Source organism: Arcticibacter tournemirensis (assembly GCF_006716645.1).
Lineage (GTDB): Bacteria > Bacteroidota > Bacteroidia > Sphingobacteriales > Sphingobacteriaceae > Arcticibacter > Arcticibacter tournemirensis.
This window is the reverse complement of record NZ_VFPL01000001.1, coordinates 3,813,501-3,833,201: the sequence shown is the minus strand read 5'-3', so window position 1 is coordinate 3,833,201 and position 19,701 is coordinate 3,813,501. Positions and strand designations below refer to the sequence as shown.

Annotated in this window: 11 protein-coding genes; all 11 read right to left on the bottom strand. The window is 45.6% G+C overall.

Annotated features, from left to right (window positions below; translation table 11 throughout):
- Window positions 1-33 precede the first annotated feature (33 nt).
- Complete coding sequence (locus BDE36_RS16145) at window positions 34-1,008, bottom strand: polyprenyl synthetase family protein (protein ID WP_141815685.1); 975 nt, start codon at window positions 1,006-1,008, stop codon at window positions 34-36.
- Window positions 1,009-1,033: 25 nt separating this feature from the next.
- Window positions 1,034-3,190, bottom strand: coding sequence for a ribonuclease R (gene rnr / locus BDE36_RS16140; RefSeq protein ID WP_141815684.1), 2,157 nt, complete (start codon window positions 3,188-3,190; stop codon window positions 1,034-1,036).
- Between the two features lie 62 nt (window positions 3,191-3,252).
- Window positions 3,253-3,963, bottom strand: a complete 711-nt coding sequence (locus tag BDE36_RS16135) for a 3'-5' exonuclease (RefSeq protein ID WP_141815683.1) — start codon at window positions 3,961-3,963, stop codon at window positions 3,253-3,255.
- Between the two features lie 19 nt (window positions 3,964-3,982).
- On the bottom strand, window positions 3,983-6,334 hold the full coding sequence (gene pbpC / locus BDE36_RS16130; protein ID WP_202618193.1) for a penicillin-binding protein 1C: 2,352 nt from the start codon (window positions 6,332-6,334) through the stop codon (window positions 3,983-3,985).
- A 17-nt stretch (window positions 6,335-6,351) separates the two neighbouring features.
- Window positions 6,352-11,925: an Ig-like domain-containing alpha-2-macroglobulin family protein gene (locus tag BDE36_RS16125; protein WP_141815681.1), complete on the bottom strand. Its 5,574-nt coding sequence runs from the start codon at window positions 11,923-11,925 to the stop codon at window positions 6,352-6,354.
- Between the two features lie 61 nt (window positions 11,926-11,986).
- On the bottom strand, window positions 11,987-12,391 hold the full coding sequence (locus BDE36_RS16120; protein ID WP_141815680.1) for a hypothetical protein: 405 nt from the start codon (window positions 12,389-12,391) through the stop codon (window positions 11,987-11,989).
- Window positions 12,392-12,466: 75 nt separating this feature from the next.
- The gene (topA, locus tag BDE36_RS16115; protein WP_141815679.1) at window positions 12,467-14,809 is read right to left on the bottom strand and encodes a type I DNA topoisomerase; all 2,343 of its coding nucleotides are present in this window, start codon (window positions 14,807-14,809) and stop codon (window positions 12,467-12,469) included.
- A 119-nt stretch (window positions 14,810-14,928) separates the two neighbouring features.
- Window positions 14,929-16,017, bottom strand: coding sequence for a tRNA 2-thiouridine(34) synthase MnmA (mnmA, locus tag BDE36_RS16110; protein WP_128771386.1), 1,089 nt, complete (start codon window positions 16,015-16,017; stop codon window positions 14,929-14,931).
- Between the two features lie 83 nt (window positions 16,018-16,100).
- Entirely contained in the window at window positions 16,101-17,264 is a 1,164-nt protein-coding gene (locus BDE36_RS16105; protein WP_128771385.1) for an ABC transporter permease, read from the bottom strand.
- Window positions 17,265-17,331: 67 nt separating this feature from the next.
- The gene (locus BDE36_RS16100) at window positions 17,332-18,300 is read right to left on the bottom strand and encodes an HlyD family secretion protein (RefSeq protein WP_128771384.1); all 969 of its coding nucleotides are present in this window, start codon (window positions 18,298-18,300) and stop codon (window positions 17,332-17,334) included.
- Complete coding sequence (locus BDE36_RS16095; RefSeq protein WP_141815678.1) at window positions 18,287-19,699, bottom strand: TolC family protein; 1,413 nt, start codon at window positions 19,697-19,699, stop codon at window positions 18,287-18,289. The genes BDE36_RS16100 and BDE36_RS16095 overlap by 14 nt, the downstream gene beginning before the upstream one ends.
- Window positions 19,700-19,701 lie beyond the last annotated feature (2 nt).

Below are 19,701 nucleotides of genomic sequence, written 5' to 3'. Positions count from 1 at the left end.
CAACGCCCAACGCTTGTTAGCAGAAGATAGCTCTCAATTTTCTCTGATCAGCAGCCGCTCCGCAAAACTTCTCAACGTATCTTTCCTTTCAGAAGGAATGTCAATCTTTGCCAGGGCCGAGAGTGCTTTTTCAGCAAACTGGCTCATTTGATGTTCTGCCAGCTGCCGTACCCCAAGCCTGTTATAGATTTGTGTTACAGACTGCACTTTTGTTTCCGCTTCTGCGCTTTCTGAACTCAGCCAGTAATTAAGCTCTTCTTTATCAATCCCCTCAGCAATTTCAAGCGCTTTAACAAGAAGGAAAGTCTTTTTATTGGAGAGAATATCTCCCCCAACCTGTTTGCCGAACTTTTCGGGATCGCCGTAAACATCAAGGATGTCGTCCTGAAGCTGGAATGCAATTCCAAGGTTCTCTCCAAATTTATAAAGATAATCAGCGTACTCTTCCGGCGCATTTCCTATCAAAGCCCCTATTTTTAAGCTTCCGCCAAGTAACACGGCGGTCTTCAGGCGGATCATTTCAAGATACCCTGATATATCTACGCCGTTTGATAGTTCAAAGTTCATGTCGATTTGCTGACCTTCACAAACCCCGGCAGCCGTGGTACTGAAAACATCCAGGGCACTCCTTAAAATATTGTCATCCACCCGGGTTAGCAGTTTGTAAGCCTCCACCAGCATAACATCGCCCGCTAGTATGGCAACATTCTCATTCCACTTAACGTGAACTGTTTGTTTCCCCCGGCGTAAAGGGGCTTTATCCATGATATCATCGTGTACCAAAGTGAAATTATGAAATATCTCGATTCCGACAGCGGGATCGAGCGCCTTCATAACGCTTCCACCAAACAAGTCGCAGGCCATCAGAACAAGGGCCGGACGCATTCGTTTACCGCCCAGCGACATAATATACTGGATCGGTTCGTACAATTCCGACGGGGTATCCGGATATTGCTTTTCAGCTATCTGTTTGTTTATTAAATCCTGTAATTGATCAATTGAATACATAAGCATCTATAAGTGCCATTAAAACTTAAAATGATGATTCCTCTCCAGCTTTCCGGTGCAGCAAAGTAAAGTCGATCTGGCGTTTAGAAAGATCTACTTTTTTGACCATAATTGTTACCTCATCTCCAAGCTGGTATTTTTTCTTTTTGCGCTGTCCGATGATACAATAGTTCTTTTCATCAAGCACATAGAAGTCGTCGGTGATATCGCGGAGACGAATCATGCCCTCACATTTATTTTCTATTATTTCGACATACATACCCCACTCTGTTACTCCCGATATTATACCGGTGTACTCTCTTCCAATGTTATTTTCAAGATATTCAGCCTGTTTGTATTTAACAGAAGCCCGTTCCGCATCCGCAGCCTTCTTTTCCATCTGCGAAGTATGTAAACACATCTTTTCATAAGCCTCTTCATTCACAGATTGCCCTTCGTTGAGATAATGTTCTAAAAGACGGTGTACCATCATATCAGGATAACGGCGGATAGGGGAGGTAAAGTGGGTGTAAAAATCGAAAGCCAGTCCGTAATGACTTGATTTTTTAGTAGTATAAATGGCTTTAGCCATCGACCGGATAGCCAGTTGCGTCAGTACGTTCTGTTCCTTCTTGCCTTCAACATCTTCCATAAGGGTGTTGAGCGACCGTGCTATTTCCTTATCTGATTTTGTGTTGATCTTGTATCCAAATCGTGCTGCAAACTGGGCGAAGCTAGCTAAAGTCTGTTCGTTTGGAGCATCATGGGCACGATAAACGAAAGTTAACCGTTTCTTGCCGCGGCCTTTTTTGGCTATAAACTCAGCTACTTTGCGGTTAGCCAGCAGCATGAAATCTTCGATCAGCTTATGTGCATCTTTGCGTTCCTTAACATATACACCTATTGGCCTGCTTTGTTCATCAAGCTTAAACTTCACTTCAGTAGACTCAAAGCTAATTGCGCCATGCTTGAATTTCCGGTCACGAAGCTTATAGGCCAGATCGTTAAGAATGTGTATTTCTTCTTTCAGATCTTCTGAATTTCCTTCAATTACCTCCTGAGCTTCTTCATACGAAAACCGTCTGTCGGAATGAATCACTGTTTTTCCGAACCATTGATTTATTACGTTTGCATCTTTATCAAGTTCAAAGACCGCCGCAAAACAAAGCTTATCCTCCTTCGGGCGCAGCGAACAAACTCCGTTTGAAAGCCTTTCGGGCAACATAGGGATCACGCGGTCTACGAGATATACTGATGTTCCGCGGTCGAACGCTTCTTTATCCAGTGCCGTATCCGGCTTTACGTAGTGCGTAACGTCGGCGATATGAACCCCTACTTCATAGTTGCCATTTTCCAGCCGCCTGAAAGAAATAGCATCATCAAAGTCTTTCGCATCAGCAGGGTCGATTGTGAAAGTAAGCACTTCCCTAAAGTCGCGTCTTTTCGCAATCTCCTCATTCGAAATGTTCTCGGGAATAGAATTGGCTTCGTTTTCAACTTCATCGGGAAACTGGAGGGGAAAGCCATATTCAGCGAGAATAGCATTCATTTCTGTGTTATTCTCTCCCTGAATCCCCAAAACCCGTGTTATTGAGCCTATAGGGTTTTTGGCCCCCTCAGGCCAGTCGGTGATCCTGGCTATCGCTTTTTCTCCATGTTTTGCCCCGTTTAGTTCTCCCAGTGGTATGAAAATATCGTGAAGCATTTTCCTATCGTCAGGGATAAAGAAGGCAAAACGCTCCGACACCTTGAGGATACCGGTAAAGTCCATCTTGGCGCGCTGAATAATTTCGATTACCTCGCCTTCCTTTCGTTTGCCTTTACTTTTTGCAAAGACATAAATCTTTACCTTGTCTCCATTGAGTGCTGTGCGCAGTTTTCGCGGCGCTACATAGATATCTTCCTCAAATTCGTCCTCGGGTATTATGAAGGCAGAACCATCGCTGGTCATGGATACAATTCCTGTTACCAGGGTCTTCTGCTCTTTGAGCTGAAACTTTCCGCGATCCACTTCCCTGAACAGGCCCTTTTTGCTCTCATCCTTTAAGAGCTCCATGATGGTATCTCTCGATTCAGGATCATTAAGGTTTAGTTTCGCAGCTACTTGCTTGTAATTAAGCGGCTTATTTCCGTTTCGCTCAAAGATGTCGCTTAAGAGCTGGTTGAAAACGGTGAGTATATGACTTGATTTTTTTTTTGCCATGTATTTGAAATTGCTCTAATATAGGACTATAACAAGCAAAGCTCTGAGAAAGTTATAAACTTTCACACGATTGCTATATTCTCATCGGCTATCAGGGGTAGCTGTTTGAACCTCATAAGAAGCTGTGCTGTAGTGATAACGTCCTTTTGACAGTAAGTTTTAATGCGTTCAATATTGTGTTCCTCCCAGTAAACCCGGTAAACGTCACTGCCATTAATATCATCTTTTGGAGTGGGGATATTAAAAACAGCGGCCAGCAGATTTAAAGAGGTATAGTTTTTATAGTCACCGAACTTCCATAGCTCCATGGTGTCGAGATGATTTATCTCCCAGGGTTTTTTGCCTCTTATGCGTAATTGTGCAGGAATACACAGCTCGTTTATAAGCGTACGGCGGCAGAGATAGGGAAAGTCGAACTCCTTGCCATTATGGGCACACAGGCTTAAAGATGGTGGTTGCTTGTCGAGCAGCGAAATGAAACCCGACAGAAGGGCACATTCATCGTCACCGGCAAATGATTTTACACGCAGGCCCATTTGGTCGCCCTGGCGGGTAAAGATGCCCACCGAGATACACACTATCTTCCCGAACTCAGCCATGATCCCTGCTTTGGGATAAAACTCTTCGGGCGTTTCACCTTCTTTACGCTGTGGCAATGTCTTTTTCTCCCAAAGCTCCCTGAACACTGGTGGAACCAGATCAAAGGAAGCGTATTGCGGTACTGTTTCTATGTCGAGCACCAGCACTTGTTGAAGATCGGTTTGTTCAAGCATAACAATGCAAACTTACATTTTAATTCTTTTCCTTATCAAGAATCGTGAATGTTTGTTCAAGGCGGTTTCCTTCCATATCAATAAGCGTGATAGTATGTCTCCCTGCTGCAGGGGTAAGAGCCAGCTGATGAAGGTTGCTGGTAGATCCGATGTACTCGTCGTCAAGATGCCAGTAGATGGTTTCACCGGCCTTTCTGTGAGCCGCGTTAAAGATTACCTGCCCTCTGGCTCCGCTTAATTCGTACGGAACATAGATCCGCGCATTGTCCTTTGGATATATCATTTCCATAGGAGAAGAGGCTGAAGCATCGGAGCCTACACAACCCGGCCGGAAAGGCGGCAAGGGCTTATACCGGAAATCTTTGTTTTGATAATAATACTCCATGGCGGGGGGGAGAACAAACCATGCTTTGTGAACCATATCCGACGGCTGGATACAGTCGTCTGTAACCTGCCATTTTTCACTTTTATCCAGATGTATCAAACGATGATAGGGACAAACCGGCGCTTTGAGCCCTGCTTTGGGAACAAACTCAGCCTGCTTATGCACACATAGTTCGGATGCCCTGAACCCGCTTTCGGCGCATGCGTCTATTTTAACCATATCTGCAGCAGGCATAGTAAACCATTTGCCGGCTGATGACGAAAGGAGGCGGAAAATGTCAAATAACACAGGTGCTGCGGCATCTATTCCTGTAAGCCCTGGCCGACCCTCTCCATCAGCGTTGCCGGCCCACACAGCCACCACATACTTTGTGCTTAGTCCAATAGCCCAGGCATCCCTGAATCCAAAACTCGTCCCTGTCTTCCATGCTATCTTTTGAGATGAGTCAAACTGCTGCCATAACTGTTCTTCGCCCGGCCTCATTACTTCATTCATGGCTTCGAAGGTGTTCCATATCGCTCCCCGGTCCAGAAGCATGGCACTCTCATTTGATATGTGATCTTTGTCCTGGGTATCAGCGATGTAGCGAGGTGCATGCCACATCGCCCGGTGCGATCTTTCCTGGGAGCCGAGAATGAGCGTGCGGGCCATCCCAGCGTACACTCCGGCAATGTCCCACATGCTTACCTCACCTCCGCCGAGGATCAGCGAAAGACCATAGAAGTCTGGCGGCTGATTCAGTGTAGTGATGCCCAGCTTTTTAAGAATGTCGTGGAATCGCTCGTACTTGTATTGACGTAACATCCTGACCGCCGGTACATTGAGCGACCTTGCCAGGGCTTTCGACGCCGGCACGGCTCCATCGTACCCGAGGTCGTAATTGTTAGGCTGATATCCGGCAATCTGAGTTGGGATGTCCGGCACAAGGCTGTTTGGGAGCAGCATTCCTTCACTAAGCATAGAAGCGTATAAAAGAGGCTTAAGGATGCTGCCCGGACTTCGTCTTGCCTGAATAATATCGACATGACTTTCGATCTCTTTATTTTCCGGCCTGAAAATGTTGCCATTGTATGCCAGTACGTTACCTGTTTCTATATCGAGGATCAGGGCAGCTAAGTTATTTACTCCGTTGGCAAGCAATCTTTCGTGATGATTGTTGAGAACGCCGTCAACCTGCTGCTGAAGCTGCAATGAAACGCTGGTCTTTATCCTGCTGCTGTTCAGCTTTCCAGCGTGGTAATCTTTTTTCGCTAAGGCGAGCAGGTGCGGCGCAAGCTGGGGAAGAGGTATCGGCTTTTGTGGCACAGGCTCGAGCTTTGCCAGTTTCTCTTCTGTACTGTTTATAATGCCTTTCTGCCGGAGTATGCTGATAAGCCGGTTCCTCTTCTGAAGCAATACCTTCCTGTTTCTGCCGGGGTGAACAAGCGATGGCGCGTTTGGCAACACTGCCAGTGCGGCTGTTTCGCCCCAGGAAAGCTGATCAGCGCCGCGCCCGAAATATCTCCATGAAGCGGCCTCCAGTCCAACTACGTTGCTCCCAAACGGTGCATTCGAAGCGTAGAGCGCGAGAATTTCAGACTTTGAGAAGGCCATTTCCAACCGCACTGCCCTGATGCTTTCGAGAATCTTATTGGCTACTGTTCGCTTTGAGCCTGTCGCCAGTCTGATCACCTGCATCGTGATAGTACTTCCACCACTCACAACCCTGCCTGCAGCTATGTTTTGTCGTATTGCCCTTGCCAGGGAAAGCAGGTCAACCCCCGGATGTATATTGAAGCGCTTATCTTCGAACGCTGTAATACATTTTTTAAATTTATCAGGCACTGAATCGGCCAGGGGAAACCTCCATTGACCGTCTTCAGCAATCGAAGCTCCCAGTAACTCGCCTTTATTATCTTCAATAACAAATGAAACCGGACGGGTGAACAGTGGATCAGGAAGGCAAAGCCAAAAGGCAATGAGGCAGGATACAGATAACCCTGCCATGATCTTATTTCTCAGGGTTAATTTTCCGGCAAAACCTCTACCCATTGTCCCTTTACTGAAGCGTTAATGCTGCCGTCGTACATCGCTTCGCAATAAACGGGGGCAAGATAGTACCTGCCAGGATACGAAGCATTCAGCAATACAAAATAAGTAAGCTCCTTTCCCTCTTCAATGCTGAAATAAGTATTCACTCTGTCGTCGCGGATATCCCGGTAGTCGGCGGGTGATGAGCTGAAAATGCTTTCCTGATCCATCAGCCGGGTATTGATGATTTCCCAGCCAGAAGGAAAGATCTGGGTTAAAGCCATATTTGTATATTTTCCGCGTTTACCGGGATTATAAATATTTACCTGCGCTACGAAGTCTGTGCCTTGCTTCAGTTTTGAGGGGTCAGTCAGTTTTCCGTTAAGGCTGAAATAGCTAACCCGCATCGTTAACACGTCGGGATTGTTTTCGGAAGGTGTTTCCTGACCTATGCCTGGTTTTCCCTGTGTAATCAGGCGTACAAAAAGCCGGTTTCTTCCCTTGTTTCGTATCGCTACGTTGTTTTTTGAAGTGTTCAACACAGCCGGCTGCTGCCAGAGGAACGACTTCGTATCCACGTTTCCTTTGCTGTTATTTAGTCCATAAGCAAACTGAAGTTTTGACCCGGAAGTATTGTTGCCGCAATACTTAGAAACAGCAATCAATGCATACGCAGTTGATTGAGTGCTGTACCAGCTTTGCTGCGAAAGCCGGGCCGCAATAGAACGTACCAGAGCAGCCGACTGCCGTTTCATGTTCATTAACGTAAGCGTTTCCAGGATCATGGCTTCATCTCTGAGATCTGACCCGAAGGTGCCGTATGACTGCCGGTAAGGCTTTATCGATAGGGGCAACCCTTTTATAAGAGAAGCAGCGATTTCGGGTTGTCCGGCGATCCGGTATGCCGCAGCTAATCGCCATTTAGCTGCTGGTGAAATGTATTTGAATTCACGCAGCCGGTTCATGGCGCCGAGCTCGGGTGAACGGGCCAGGGCAAGCAGATAAAGACGATAAGCCTGCAGCAAATCGCCGCCATAGAAGTCGGTTGTTGAAGGCGCCCAGGATACAGCTTTAGACCTCTGGAACTTTTTCCACTGCGGAAGGAAAGCTGGCGGAAGTGTATAGCCCGCCGTTTCTGCTTCGATCATAAAATGACCGGAGTAGCTTGTGCTCCATTCATCTGCGGTTCCCGAACCTGGCCAGTAAGACATGCCACCATCTGGCAGCTGGAATCCAGCCAATCGTAAAATCCCTGCCTTAATATTACGGGATACCTCCGCCTTTCTCACAGATGAAAGATCTGTAAGACTGGAAAGGTATAATTGAGGAAATACCGAAGAGGTTACCTGTTCCACACATCCATGCGGGTAGCGGATAAGATAACCCAGCCGCTGCTGAAGATTAACAGGAGGGATGGACGACACTTCAAGTGATGCGCTGTTTGTTCCGGCAGTTCCAAATGTATTAAAGGACGTATTCCAGGATGCTCCTGCGTCGAGGATTTTCTCTGTGACTTTCGTTATCAGGGGATTCGGATTCCTTACATCAAGTTCTACATCATAAGCCGATGTTTCCCTTCCGCTGCGGGCAGTTATCTTTACTTTTCCAATACCCTCAAAATTTCCTGTGTTTATATCAAAGTATACCATTTGTTCGCCCGGCCTCGCGAAGTGTATTGTTTTCGTTGCTTTAACAGGGGCGAAAGCATTAGATTGCAGCTGAACAGTAACGTTCTTTACAGAATTTTCAAGCGCAAAAACGGTTACAGGAAGCTTGATCTGTTCGCCGGGGGCAAGTACCCGGGGCAGGCTTGCAAGTACCATTAAAGGTTTCTTCACCTTTACTGTCTTTTCAGCAAACCCGTAAGCGCCTTCTTCTCCGGCAATCACCATTGCTTTTACCGAGCCAATATATTGAGGAAGCGTAAAATGATGGGTTTGCTTTTCCCCGCTTTTAAGCCTGAATGGCCCAAGAAATTTAACAACGGGCTTAAAGCGGTTGGCCATAGGATTCTTGTTTGCTTTACCCGACTGGCGGTCGCCGCCGATGCTGAGTATCCTCTGCAGTTCGCCGCCGTAGGCGCCTATCACATAATCGAACAGATCCCATGTCTTTACACCAAGACCCTCACGGGCGTAAAAGGCAGCATGGGGATCGGGCGTCTTAAATCCTGTAATGTCAAGAAGACCTTCGTCTACAAGTGCGACTGTATAGGTCATCGGTTTACCTGCCGCTTCGGATATGCTGATGGATGAACGTGTTTCAGGCCGGATGATTTCGGGCATAGCGATCAGCGGTTTTAGCTGCGTCGAAGGATCTTCAATTTCCAGGGGAATAACACCATACATGCGGATAGGCAGGTCGTTCACTGTCTGAGAATGCGGCTGTAGCATGGTAATGTTTACAAAGACATTGGGCGTCATTTCTTTCTCAGCCTTAAACCTGTATTGAGTCTGGCCTTTCTTAGTATCGATCCACCAAGTTTTAATTACCTTACTTCCGTTTTCAATACTCACCAGAGCCCGGCCATTGTTTGCTGTGGGAATGGTTAAAACCACATCTTCGCCCACACGGTATTTCTCTTTGTCAGATGTAAACGACAGCATTGCGGCCTCGGTAGGATTTTCGTTTTGCAGACGTTCCGACCAGTTTGGCCAGTCGGCATATACGATCTTTCCAGTAGCATGCCCGGTTTTCGGATCTCTTACCCGGATAAGGAAACGGCCCCAGTCGGGTTCATTCACACGGAAGTTCCATTTACCTTTTCCATTTACCAGGCGGATTGTTGAGGTGCTTATAAGCTTGTTATATTGATCTTGTGTGAAATTACTAACAGAATTTTCGTCTTCATCCCACCACCAGCGCCATTGTATTTTGTACAGTTCCACTTCAACATCGCGGATTCCCTGCACGGAATTCCCCGATGGATCTACGGAGACAATGTCCAAAGGATGATCCTTGCCGGTAACAAGCATTCCTGAAAAACCTTGCCCTTTCGGGACCCTTATCCCTACATAGGATGGATAAGGACTGTATGGCAGCGACACCTGGCTGATGCTGAAATTGCCGCCCGGCTCAAACACTTTGACCATAAAGTTAAGGTCCAGCATGCCAGGCGATGCTTGTTCCGTACTGATATTGGGATTGAACGCCGCCAATCCTTTTTCGTTCAGGTTCCCGTCATAAATATTTTGAAGTTGCGAATTGAAAGGCCGCGATGGGTCATCAAAGGAGAAATCTTCGAGTTTCGGGAAAGAGGTTTTATCAGCACTCACAAAGGCATCGACACGTGCTTTCAGATTTCTGGCGGCGCCGCCGAACAACCACTCTGATCTCAGGGTTGCGGCGAGCCCTTCATCTTTCCGAAGTATCTTTTTCCCTCCGAATGACAGATCGATTTTCAGCCGGTTGGGCATAATCGTCTCTATTCGGATCCTCTTTTCAAATACCGCACCCCCTGCTTTTATTTTGGCCTGCCAGTTACCGGTTGGTGAGCCCTGTTCTGTAGCTGTTTTAAAAGCATAAAATCCATTAAGACCTTTGTTCCTGATCAGACGTTTATAGAGCTGACCCTGCGGTGTATAAAGCTCGAAACTCACGGGATGCCCAACTGGAAGTTTGTTCTCCCTGTCGTCGAGTATAAAAGTAATATTCAACGAATCGCCTGGCCTCCATACACCTCTTTCTCCATATATGAATCCCTTTAGTCCCTTTTGAATTTGTTCGCCTCCCGTGTTGAAGCGGCTTAGTGGTAGCGAACTTCCATCATCCAGCTTTAAGTAGGCTCTTTCATCACCGTTCTTTGCCACAAGCAGATAGGGTTTACGTTTAAGAGCAATTGTAACGATGCCGTCGCTACCCGACTTTGCTTCGCCTATGATCTGCTGCTGGTAGTCGAGGAACTGCAATGTAACACCACCTTTAGGCTCCGCACTCAGAATATCGGTAACTGCGACAGTAAGGTTGTTATTGCTTCCGTTCTTAGCGATAAGGCCGATGTTCGATGCCAAGACACTTCGTGAAGCCCATCGGTCGCGATTATAATATGAATTGCTGCACGGATCTTCCCGCTCGTCCCAGTTGTATCCATAGGGATAATAGTTGTCGTACCGGCTCCAGAACTCATCGTCTTCATCGATATTCGCCTTGTAACCCAATTCATTCTCATCGTCGCTTAATGTTCCGCCACTTCCTTTACACGAGTATACCGAATAGGAGGGCCTGAATCCGATCATAATTCTGTAGATAGCGCCGGGCTCAGTCCTTAAAAGTTTGTCGATATCCAGCATGAAGCGTGTCTTCTTGTGAAGGTTTACACTTTTGTCGTCATCAAGCCGGATGCTTACCTGCTTTATCGGTTTTGCTACCTGGCGGAGGTTGACATCGCCGTCAAGTGAATTTTCCTGCAGGTATTGTGGAATGTTATTTCCATAAATCTTAATGATGGTTACGTCAACAGCTTTCAGATTCACAGCCTCGAAAGGCATCATCAGTTTGCCCGAATGGGGGAGGATCACACCTTTTCCCGGGATGGTCACTGAGGGCAGCCGGTTTTCGAAAAATACATTGGCATTGAAAGAACGGGGGAGTTTCTTTCCTGAGAAATTTTCAATCCCTTCGTTGACAAATACTCCATAGTTCCCCTCAAGTCGTTCCGACGGGTAAAGCTTTACCTCGCTTCCCTGGATGGTGTAGGCTGGCATTTCGGAATTGGTGATCCCGAGAAGTCCGTTTAATTCCTGTCCAATTCGCAGCGGGTCTGAAAACTGTACGAGAACGTACTGCTCATTATCCTGAATGGCACGAATATCCAGGACTTTAAAATCGCCGACAGCCGGAATTTCAAATTTCTTTTTTCCGCTTTTGTCAATATCCAGGGTGCTGCCGTCCCACAATATTGATATGGCCTGGGCTCTTTCGGCTCTGGTTATATTGTCGATAGTAAACTGGTGAGTTCTCGATTCATTATTATGCTGCCATGTCACTGTTGTCTTATACGGACTTTCCACTTTAAGAAGCTGCTCCACTTTTGTGTCCTCCTCTGTATCCGACATAATGAGCGTTCCCGAAAGTTTCATTTTATCGGGCGAACTGTTACTGGCAGATCGAAGTCCCGAAAACTCTATTTCGTAGTCGGGCTTGATGGTCTGAAAATCGAATGAAAATTCGTCCATTTCGCCAGGCACTTCCATTACCTTATCAAGATGGAACGTTACGTCGTATTTTTGATTTGGGTCGAGCTCAGAATCCGGCTTAAACTCCAATGTTCTTGAATCAATCCAATAGACCTTTCCCTTCACGTCCGGAGAAATTTCTATCAAGTCGTCTCCCGCCGGCTTTCCCGCCGAATAGGTATTCTGAATATCACTGGCCAGTCTTATACGTATCGCACTTTCGCGCGATACGATTCCACTGGTAAAGCTCTCAATGTATTTACTGTACTCCACATAATTGCTTTTTTTATAGCGTTTTAAGTTCCAGTAGGTAATGCCGGCAATGGAAAGCACGGCAATGAAGGCAAGAAGAACGGTGATCTGTTTCTTTGTGAAAGATTTTTCGGAAGGCATATAAAAGATTTTTGTGAATTTAAGAAGATTTAAATTCATAAAAAAAGATTTCAGGCGCTCTTTACCTGATCATTACTCCCGGTTTATTAACGACGGGTATCCTGATGATGTTCGATTCAACGATGCTTTCGGGAAGGAAGATGAACTTTTTATCGTATATCTGATCTTTTATATAATAGCTGAGCCAGTATTCATTTGTAAGGCCGAATACCTGTTCGTCTATAGCTTCAATCAGGGCATAACTGCCGCTTTCAACGGTGCCTATAGAATGGCGAAGTATAGATGTTTTTACATCTTTGCCATCCTTTTGTCCGTAGCCCTTAGATGACACAAGTACCATATCAATCTGTTCAGCCTTCAGATTAACGAGATAGACATTCCAAACTTTTGCTTCGGGACTCTCTCTTTCAAGAACCACAGCAATAGCTATATCTTCAACAATATTTTCGGGCAGATCTTTTTTCATATCTTGGGTTGTTAGATATTAGTATTTTTCTCAAATCTCCTGTCTCAAATCTTGATACTCATATCTCGATACTATTTATCCCTTCTTTTTCGCAAACCTTCCACCTTTTTTCTTGGGTTCTTTCTCGGCGGCTTCTGCCAGCGCCTTTACTTCCTCGAATGTAAGATCTTTTGCTTCCTTCCCTTTGGGGATTTTAACGTTCTGTTTGCCGTATTCAATATAAGGCCCCCAGCGACCGTTTAAAACCTTAACGGCAGGATCTTCATCAAACGTTTTAATAAGCTTCTCCGCATCCTTTATCCGCTTATTCTTTATAATTTCTATCGCTTGTTCTTCTGTGACACTATGCGGGTCTACATCCTTAGGCAGGGAATAAAACGCACTGTTGTGCCGGATATAAGGACCGAACCTGCCGATAGCCACAGTCATATCTTTATCTTCGAAGGCACCGACTTTTTTTGGCAGATTAAAAAGTTCCAGTGCATCTTCAAGGCTGATTGTTTCGATCATCTGGCCGCTCCTAAGGCTTGCATAGCGCGGTTTTTCCTCATCGTCAGCCTCTCCAATCTGGACGAACGGTCCAAACCTTCCGATCCTGACGGATACCTTTTTCCCGCTTGCCGGATCAATGCCAAGATCGCGTTCCCCTCTGGCTTTTTCAGCGGTTTGTATGGTATTTTCTACTTCCTGGTGGAAGGGGCTATAAAATGACTTCAGCATTTCAGTCCACTCTTTCAATCCGTGCGCTATTTCATCAAATTCCTTTTCAACATTGGCTGTGAAATGGTAATCCACAATCCCTTTGAAATATTGAATCAGGAAATCGTTCACTACGGCACCGATGTCGGTAGGGAAGAGCTTCGCTTTTTCAGCTCCGGTAATTTCAGTCTTTGTGTCTTTATTTATCTCTCCGTTCTTTAAACTGAAAACGCAATATGTTCTCGACTTCCCTTCCCTGTCTTCTTTTACAACATATCCGCGGTTCTGTACAGTAGAAATAGTAGGAGCGTAAGTGGAAGGACGCCCTATGCCCAGCTCTTCAAGTTTCTTAACGAGACTTGCTTCCGTATATCTCGCGGGAGGCCGGCTAAAGCGTTCCGTAGCTGTAATTTCCTGGGCCTTCAGATCCTGGCCTTTGCTTAACGGCGGCAGGATAGCATTGCCGCTTTCATCATCCAGGTTTACATCCTGATCTTCGTCGGTCGACTCGATATATACCTTTAGAAAGCCATCGAATTTCATCACCTCGCCGTTTGCTATAAACTGTTCAGCGCGGGTAGAAATCCCGATCTTTGCAGTTGTTTTTTCAAACCTTGCTTCACTCATCTGCGATGCAATAGCCCTTTTCCAGATAAGCTCATACAGTCGTTTTTCAGAGTTATCACCCTCGATGCTGTGCTGATCGAAATAAGTAGGACGGATCGCTTCGTGTGCTTCCTGCGCCCCTGCCGATTTTGTCTTAAATTTCCGTAACTGGTGATATTGATTGCCGTAAGCTTTGTTAATTTCGTTTGAAGCAGCGTCAAGAGCCGTTTCCGAAAGATTAACCGAATCAGTACGCATGTACGTTATCTTTCCCGATTCGTATAGTTTTTGGGCAACAGTCATTGTTCGGGAAACCGAAAAGCCAAGCTTTCTGCTAGCTTCCTGTTGTAATGTAGAGGTAGTAAAGGGAGGGGCCGGACTTCTTTTTGCCGGGCGTGTTTCAAGACTTTCTATTTTGTATGCAGCATTCTTACATGCCTGCAGAAACTCTGTCGCTTCTGCTTCGGTATCAAACCGCTCCGATAGATCTGCCCTGAAAAGCTCCTTTTGTTTTCCGGTAGAAAATATGGCTACTACTTTATACGCAGCAGTTGTTTTAAATTTATTTATCTCTCGTTCCCGCTCTACGATCAGCCGCACCGCTACAGATTGAACGCGCCCGGCTGAAAGTGAAGGTTTAACTTTTTTCCATAATACAGGAGAAAGCTCGAAGCCCACCAGCCTGTCGAGAACACGGCGTGCCTGCTGTGCGTTAACAAGATTGTAGTCTATTTTACGCGGATTATCAATGGCCCTCAGTATCGCCGGCTTGGTGATCTCGTGAAATACTATCCGTTTAGTTTTATCCTCCTTCAGTCCGAGTGTTTCAAAAAGATGCCATGAAATAGCTTCTCCCTCGCGGTCCTCGTCCGATGCAAGCCAAACAACGTCTGCTTCTTTCGCTAGTTTCTTCAGTTCGCTTACTACCGCCTTCTTGTCGGCGGGAACTTCATATTTCTGGGTAAAGTTATTAAGAACATCGATCGCGTCGTCAGTTTTTACCAGGTCGCGAATATGTCCGTAACTCGATTTAACCATAAAGTCTTTTCCAAGGTAGCCTTCTATGGTTTTTGCTTTTGCGGGTGACTCAACGATTAGTAGATTTTTTGCCATTAAAGGATGCGTTTTTTGCAAATAAAGGCATTAATCACCCCAATGCAAAATCCATTTGCTTTAAATTTTTGTAAAGTGAATGAAATAAGTGATGTGTAGCGGATTAGATTTTGAATCACTTAAAGCAGGAATCCGCCACCCAGGAGGTCGTTATCCTCGTAAAAGACAGCCGACTGACCTGGTGCAATTCCGGAAACAGCATGATGGAAATTAACTTTCATTAATCCGTCTTCTTCAACGATAGTGCTCATGGTTCCGGAATCTTTGTATCTTATCTTTGTTATTGCTTCCAAAGGCTCCGTGATATGGTCGTATTTAATAAGGTTAAGTCCTCTTACCATGGCGGTAACCTTTTTTAATTCATCCTGTGTTCCAAGAACTACAGTATTGCTCTCGGGCATAATCTCCTTAACGAACATAGGCTGGCCTAAAGCAATGCCTAGTCCTTTGCGTTGGCCTATAGTGTAAAATGGATAACCTTCATGTCTCCCTACAACCGATCCGTCGCTCAATATAAAATTGCCGCCCTGTACCTGTTCGTCCAATCCCTCTACGCGATGGCGTAAAAAGGCGCGGTAATCATTATCGGGAACAAAACAGATTTCATAACTCTCACTTTTTTTAGCAAGTTCTGCCTGCCCCATGTCGAGCGCCATCTGCCGGATCTCTGCCTTGGTAAAACTTCCAAGCGGAAACTTCGTTCGCGCAAGATTTCTCTGGGATACACCCCAAAGAACGTAGGATTGGTCCTTGTTTTCGTCTTTCCCTTTGGATATAACATAACGCCCTGTATTTTCAAGGCGAATATTGGCATAGTGGCCGGTGGCGATAAATTCGCAGTCAAGCTTGTCTGCCCGCTTAAGCAACGCTTCCCACTTAATGTGAGTATTGCAAAGCACACAGGGGTTGGGCGTGCGTCCGGCAAGATATTCGGCTACGAAATTGTCGATCACAAAGTCCCCGAACTCGCTGCGGATATCCAGTATATAGTGAGGAAATCCATAAGCAACGGCGAGCGAGCGGGCGTCGTTAATGGAGTCGAGACTGCAGCAGCCAGTCTCCTTCGAAGATGATCCGGACGATGCATAATCCCATGTTTTCATGGTAAGCCCAATTACTTCATACCCCTGTTCGTGTAACATGACAGAGGCCACGGAGCTATCGACCCCTCCACTCATTGCAACCAAAATTCTTCCGTGCTTACTCATAACAAAGTACAAAGATACTTCTTCCCCGCCGATTTTTGTTTTAGGCAGGTCAGAGAGTTGTAAAACTTCCCATATACCGCGAATTACTGTTCTTTAATCTGTCGCAGTTTCCTGAATTTCCTGCTAAGCGCAATCCATGCAAGCAATCCGAAAAAAATGCTTAACCCAGCGAGGTATAAAACCGGTTTTTGTACCAGGTCGAACGTTCCATTTTCTACCATCAGGATCCTGTAGATTTGAAGAAAGTGAGTGAGCGGAATGGCATCAGCAAGGATCCTTACACCGATAGGCATCTGGCTTAAAGGCCATGTAAAACCACTGATCACGAAGCTGGGTGTGGCTACGACCATCAGGATCTCCGTGGCCTTTAATTGATTCGGAATCAGAATGCTCACAAGAATTCCCATCATACTTACCGCGAAAACAAACAAACCTGCAAGAAGCGTGAGCAAGCCCATGTTATATTGCATGGGTATTTTAAACCACATATGCATGAGTCCGTAGGATAGCCATATTAAAAACGACATGAGAAAATAGGGAGTGCATTTGGTAATAATGGCAAGCAGGGGAGAGCCTGCCTTCAGGGCAAGATCTGTCATTGTATTCTTTTCGTACTCAGCGGCAAAAGTGATGGCAAGAGCAAGGAACAATACCTGCTGAAGTATGGTTGCCAGCATTCCGGGCCATAAGAAGTACATATAATTGCTCCCCTTGTTGTAGTTCCTCAGTATAGTGGCAGCAAATGGTTCATATTGTTTTTCTGCGAGAGATTGAGGTACACCTGTCTTTTTAAGCGCTTCTATTTGTATTCCGGCTTTAAGCGTTCCGGCAACCGTCTGTATCGCTCTTGAGGCAAAATTCGCTGTGAGGATATTATCGGCATTTACATATACAAGCATTTCGGGATACCGCTTATACTGTATATCTGCTTCGAAATTTGAAGGGATAATCAGGATACACGCCGCCTCATGTTTGATAGAGAAGTCTTTAATTCTGTTGGCTGAGGGTAGTATGGCTGCTATTTTTACAACTTCGTTGTCGTCCAGCATATCAATCATACGGCTGCTTACCGAAGAATGATCTTCATCAACCACCACAATCGGCAGATCGGTTACCTTACCTTTTTTATACGTATACCCAAAAAGAATTCCGTATGTAAGAGGTGCCCCGATAAAAAGGAGAATCAGTACAGAATTCGACCTGAAGAGTTTGAATTCCCGAAGTACGAGATCAAAGAAAGTTTTCATGTATTTTCAACTAAATATATCCGCGTTGGCAACAGGAGATAGTAAAGGCTTTTTATAGTGAAGCTTGTCATTTCTTTGATAGTTCCAATGTTGCCGTCGCGTTTGCCAGAAGCGTGTTTGTTTGCGCAGGATTGACCGGCCTGATTTTCACTTCATACAACGCTTCGCCCATCTCAAAGTCGGGGTACGCCGTAGTAATGTCAGCATAGTGGTTAAGTTGGCTCACAGATGTTACTTCGCCCTCAATGTCCGTTTTATTATAAGGTATATGGACTGTATACCTTTGTTTCTTCTTAACCTTTGCAATAGCTGATTCGGGAACTGAAAAGCGGAAGTACGTAGTGGTGTTCAGATAGCCTGTGAAAAGTGCATAGCCGGGTAAAGCAAGTTCGCCTTTATGCAGTGTGATGCTTTCTATGCTCATATCCTGTGGCGCGATAACATAACGCTCAACGGAGGCGGCACCTGCTTCTTTCAGCGCTCCTGCTGCGCGGTCTTTCTGCCCCATCGCCATAGTCTGCTGCTCTGCCCGGGCGCCGTCCTTCGCTTCTTTTATCTGTGCTGTAACAGCATCTAATTGTGCTTTAGCACCCTGCATACGAGTGTATGCTTCATCATATTGCTGCTGGGCGATCAGTGAATCTTTCAGCATGTTTGCCAGGCGGCCAACAGACGTGCGGGCAAATTGATATTGATCTTTAAGGCCCTCATATTTTGCATTTAACTGTTGTAACTGCAATGCAGTAGCGCCGTTCTTTGCCATTTCATATTGGGCGTCGGCCGATTTAACAGCCCCTTCTGCCTGCGCCATTTTTGCGTCTACTTCTGGCAGGTGAAGCAGGGCAAGCGTGTCGCCTGCTTTAACATTGTCTCCTTCTTCAACAAAGATCTTTTCTATCCTTCCCGCAACTTTTCCGGAAACAGAGATCGTTTCTCTCTTTATCCGGCCCTCAATAACGCCGGACGGTTTGTTGTTACATGCCGTAAATAAAACGACTGTAAATGACAGGGCTATTACTGTTCTAATATCGTTCATTCTCATCTGAATTATTGCTATTTTGTTGTAATGAAAAGTTTCCGCTTGCTTTCAGGTATTGAATAGCAGCTTTACGCTGATTATATATCGATTGGAGATACTCGAGCTGGGCTTGCTGCATGCCGGTTTCTGCCGCCAGCCTTTCAGATACCGGGAGCAGTCCCTGCTGATAGCTTTTAACAGCCAGATCCAACGTGCTTTCTGCCAATACTTTTTCTGCCGACTTCAAACTCATTTGTTTTATAGCAGTCCGGTATTCTGTACGCGATTTTTCACGTAACAGATCAAGCTTTTCACTTATATCCTTTCTCCTGTTTTCCGCAATTGTCTTGTCCATATAAAGTTTATTCAATTCCCGGGTTCGGCTAAATCCGGAGAATATATCCCATTTCAAGCCAATACCCGCAATCCAGTTGGGATATAATTTAAGGTTATCTGATTTTATAGCAATATCCTGTCCGTTGAGTGGATTTGCAAACGGAGTCCTGATGGTATTGTTGAATAGATTGACATATCCGAAGCTTGCCATCCCAACCACCTGTGGAAGTACCTTGGCTTTCTGCATTTTAATCTGGTAGTCGGCTGCATGTTCTCCGGCTTCCAGCGCAAGAATCTCCGACCTCGGTTTTATATCTTCTTCTGCCGCTGCATTCAGCAGCCATGGCTTTAAGCTGACTACTAATTGCTCAAGCTCAGACATGGGATGTGCCGTGAGCATCTCAAGTTTCGAATAGAGGAGTGCCTTTTTTCCCTCATATTCTTCCTGCCGGGATGCAAGCTGATTCAGTGCCACTTCGATCTTTTTACGTTCATAAGGAGTAGCCAAGCCATTTTCGATAGCACGGTTTACTCTTAACACTTCTTTGTCAAGCCTTACGCGGCTTTCGTCAAGTAAAACTTTAGATTGCTGCAGCAGTGCAATCTGATCAATAGTATTAATTACATCTTCAGCGATATCGAGTCTTTTGGCATCGCTGAGATGTTGCTGTGCTTTCTTTTTTTCGTTTAACGCTTTACTGCCATAAGTAACCTGCATTCCGGAAAATAACACCATCTGGGTGTTGAGAGCTGCGAGTCCGAGATTACTGGTGTTGTGAAAGGTCTGATCGCCCTGGGGTAAAGGGAGGTTTAAACCAGGTATCTGGATTGCTGGCAGATCGATCGTGAGCTTATTGTCCAGGTAAGCATACGCTGCCGTGGCATTTACTTTGGGAACGTAGGTCTCATGTGCTTTTTTTATGTCCTGATCTGTTTTATTAATTTCCAGTTGAGAGTTCGCCAGTTCATAGTCTTTATGTATAGCATCCTGTATGAGCTTCATCGTCCCCGGCGAAATGTTTGTTTGCCCCAGAACGGATAAACTTAAAAAACTAAAGGCGAACGAAAGTATTCTTTTCATAA